The sequence below is a fragment of the Pseudoroseomonas cervicalis ATCC 49957 genome (assembly GCF_000164635.1).
Lineage (GTDB): Bacteria > Pseudomonadota > Alphaproteobacteria > Acetobacterales > Acetobacteraceae > Pseudoroseomonas > Pseudoroseomonas cervicalis.
In genome coordinates this window covers 57887-61348 of record NZ_GG770780.1, presented here as the reverse complement: position 1 = coordinate 61348, position 3462 = coordinate 57887, and the positions used below count along the sequence as shown (strand labels likewise).

The 3462-nt window shown below is 70.1% G+C and carries 5 protein-coding genes; all 5 read right to left on the bottom strand.

Annotated elements, in window-relative coordinates; genetic code table 11:
- The coding region (locus HMPREF0731_RS13715) for a translation initiation factor IF-2 associated domain-containing protein (protein WP_007004748.1) at positions 1–208 on the bottom strand (208 nt) is incomplete at its 3' end.
- Positions 209–268: 60 nt separating this feature from the next.
- The gene (locus tag HMPREF0731_RS13710) at positions 269–994 is read right to left on the bottom strand and encodes an RNA-binding protein (RefSeq protein WP_007004747.1); all 726 of its coding nucleotides are present in this window, start codon (positions 992–994) and stop codon (positions 269–271) included.
- Positions 939–2516: a transcription termination factor NusA gene (gene nusA, locus HMPREF0731_RS13705; protein WP_007004746.1), complete on the bottom strand. Its 1578-nt coding sequence runs from the start codon at positions 2514–2516 to the stop codon at positions 939–941. Before nusA ends, HMPREF0731_RS13710 begins: the two co-directional genes overlap by 56 nt.
- A 5-nt stretch (positions 2517–2521) precedes the next feature.
- Positions 2522–3109 carry a ribosome maturation factor RimP gene (rimP, locus tag HMPREF0731_RS13700; protein WP_007004745.1) on the bottom strand — a complete coding sequence of 196 codons (588 nt, stop codon included), beginning with the start codon at positions 3107–3109 and terminating at the stop codon, positions 2522–2524.
- A gap of 111 nt (positions 3110–3220) precedes the next feature.
- Positions 3221–3462: hypothetical protein (locus tag HMPREF0731_RS25520; RefSeq protein WP_007004744.1), on the bottom strand; the 242-nt coding region annotated here is incomplete at its 5' end.

Genomic DNA, 3462 nt, shown 5'->3' with positions numbered 1-3462 from the left:
CGGCCGGCTTGGCGCCGGGGGTCGCCGGCGCGGCCGGCGCGCCACCCGCGCGCTTCTTCACCACTTCCACCTGCACGGTCTTGCCGCGACCATGGCTGAAGGACTGGCGCACCGTGCCAGCCGCCTCGGTCTTGCCAAGCTCGAGGCGGCCGCCCGGCCGAAGGCTCAGCCTGCTCTTCGCCGCGTCCTGCTCATTCTGGTCGCTCATTCGTTCGCCTGAACCCGATCCGTCTTGTGCCATCAATCCTATCGCGAGCCGTTGCCGGGCTCACGTCCCCGCTCCGCTCGCGATACCGGAGACAGCGGCCAGACGGCCCGCCTCCTGCACCAACATGTCGGCAATCCGTCCGGGGGCAATCGCTACGTGCACCGCATGGTCCCTTCCGAATACCGCGCCCAATTCCTTCGCCGTCAGCACCGCCACCATCGGGGTACCGCGGCGCCCGGCCAGCCTGTCCCGCTCGGACAGGCTGCCATCGCTCGCCTCGACCAGCAGCGCGGCCCGGCCGGCCTGCAGCCATTCGCGCACCTGCTGGAATCCGTTCACCGCCTGACCGGCCCGGCGCGCGAGCCCCAGCTGGTCGCGGATGCGACCCTTGAGGCCAGTCTCGATCCGGGCGCGAAGGTCTGGGGGCAATTGCACCTGGCCGCGGGCCGCCCTGTGAAAGGCGCCCCGGCTCAGCGCGCGTTCTAGCACATCGGCCCGCGCGCTCAACCACATTCCCCGGCCGGGCAGGCGCCCGGCCAGATCCGGCACCAGCTCGCGGCCCGGTCCCAGCACGAAGCGCAGCATGGCTTCCTTCGGCAGGGTCTCGCGGGTCACGATGCAGCGGCGGAGCGGGCCCTTCAGCTCCGGCTCCGGCTCGCCCGTCTTGAGGTCGGTGTCGGCGGCGGAGTCCTCCGCCGCCGACAGGGCCTCGTCGTGCCGCGTCTCGCTGTTACTGCTCGTCGTCCTTCTCCCCGGTCGCGTCCGGTGCCTGCGCCGCGCCGCCATCCTGGTTGCCTTCCTGGGCGAACCAGTGCTCGCGGGCGGCCATGATGATGGCGTTCGCCGTGTCCTCGTCCACCGCCTCGGTGCCCAGGATCTCGATCAGCTCGTCGGCCGCCAGGTCGGCCAGGTCGTCGAGCGTCTTCACGCCCTTCTCGCCGAGCGTCACCAGCATGGCGGGGGTGAAGCCGCCGGCCTCGGCCACCGCATCCTCGACGCCCAGCGCCTGGCGCTTCTCGTCCAGCTCCTGGTCGCGGCGGTCGAGGAAGGCCTGCGAGCGGCGCTTCAGCTCGGCGGCCACGTTCTCGTCGAAGCCCTCGATCTCGGCCAGGTCCTCGTCCGGGACCTCCATCAGCTCCTCGATGGAGCCGAAGCCCTCGGTCACCAGCAGGCCGGCGATCACGTCGTCCACGTCCAGCGCCTCGACGAACAGGCCGGTGCGCTTGCGGAACTCCTCCTGCCGGCGCTCCGATTCCTCGGCCTCGGTCAGGATGTCGATGTCCCAGCGGGTCAGCTGGGAGGCGAGGCGCACATTCTGGCCGCGCCGCCCGATCGCCAGCGAGAGCTGGTCATCCGGGACGACGACTTCAACCCGCTTGCTGTCATCGTCCATCACCACCTTCGACACCTCGGCGGGCGCCAGGGCGTTCACCACGAAGGTCGGGTTGTCGGCGGACCAGGGGATGATGTCGATCTTCTCGCCCTGCAGCTCGGCCACCACCGCCTGGACGCGGCTGCCGCGCATGCCGACGCAGGCGCCCACGGGGTCGATCGACGAGTCGCGGCTGATCACCGCCATCTTGGCGCGGCTGCCGGGATCGCGGGCCACCGCCTTGATCTCGATGATGCCGTCATAGATCTCCGGCACCTCCTGCGCGAACAGCTTGGCCAGGAAGCCCGGATGGGTGCGGCTGAGGAAGATCTGCGGGCCGCGCGGCTCCTCGCGCACGTCGTAGATATAGGCGCGCACGCGGTCGCCGTTGCGGAACGCCTCGCGCGGGATGGTCTCGTCGCGGCGCAGCAGGGCTTCCGCGCGGCCGAGATCGACCATCAGGTTGCCGTACTCGGTGCGCTTGACGACGCCGTTGATGATCTCGCCGACGCGGTCCTTGTACTCGTTGAACTGCTTCGAGCGCTCGACCTCGCGCACCCGCTGCACGATCACCTGCTTGGCGGTCTGGGCTGCGATGCGGCCGAAATCGATCGGCGGCAGCGGGTCGACGATGAACTCGCCCACCGCGATGCCGGGCTTGATCTTCTGCGCGATGCGATGCGGGATCTGCGTCGCCTCGTTCTCGACCGGCTCCTGCTCGACCACCTCGGTCCAGCGGGAGAGCTTCACCTCGCCGGTGCGGCGGTCGATGACGGCGCGGATGTCCTTCTCATGCCCATACTTGGCGCGGCCGGCCTTCTGGATGGCCTGCTCCATCGCCTCGAGCACCTCGTCGCGCTCGATCATCTTCTCGCGGGCGACGGCCTCGGCGACCTGCAGCAGTTCCGGGCGGGCAATGGCGACGTCGGCGGCCATGATGCTCAGTTCCTCTTGGCGTAGGGCGATGCGGCGTCGGCATCATCGTCCGGGGCGTCCTCGCCCCGGGCGCGTGCGGCATCCGCCGCCGTGGCGGCGATCAAAGCGTCAGTCAGCACCAGCTTGGCGCGGCGGATGTCGTGCCGGGGGAGCGCGTATTCCGTGCCCTCCTCCAGCCGCAGCCGCACGCTCGCCTCGTCGGCGCCGAGGATGGTGCCGCGGAAGCGGCGCCGCCCTTCGAAGGGAATGCTCATCTCGGCGATCGCCAGATGGCCGGTGAAGCGCAGCCAGTCCTTGGTGCGCGTCAGCGGCCGGTCGATGCCGGGGGAGGAAACCTCGAGATTCCACTCCCCGCTGAACGGGTCGTCCACGTCGAGCACGGCACCCACGGCATGGCTGATCGCCTCGCAATCGGCCACGCCGATCAGCGCGCCATCGGCCCGGTCGGCCATGACCTGGACGGTGGGGGTCTGCTTGCCATGGATCTGCACGCGCACGATCTCATAGCCCATCGCGGTCAGCGTCGGCTGGATGGCGGCGGCGATGCGGGCCTCAAGGCCCTCATTCTGTGGCAGATCGTCTTCCAAAAACAAAAAAGGCGGCCCGTTAAGGCCACCCCCCTGGCTGTGCAGCGAAGATGTGTCTCTCCGCCATATAGTCCTGCCGTGTCGCCGACACAAGGAAATGCGGCGCGGGCGCGGGCGTCAGCCGGCCGGCGCCAGCCGCGCCAGATGGGTGACGCGGCACAGACCATGCGCGCGCGGCGACAGCACGGCGCCGGAGAGCCGGTTGTCATGCACCTCGGCCAGGCCGAAACCATGCAGGCGCAACAGCAGGAAATGCCCGGTGACGCGCACCAGATACAGCCCCGGCGCCAGCCCGTGCCGCCGCGCCAGGCCGATCAGCGTCGGGCGCGGCTCGGCCAGCGGCAGCCGGGTCGCCGCCA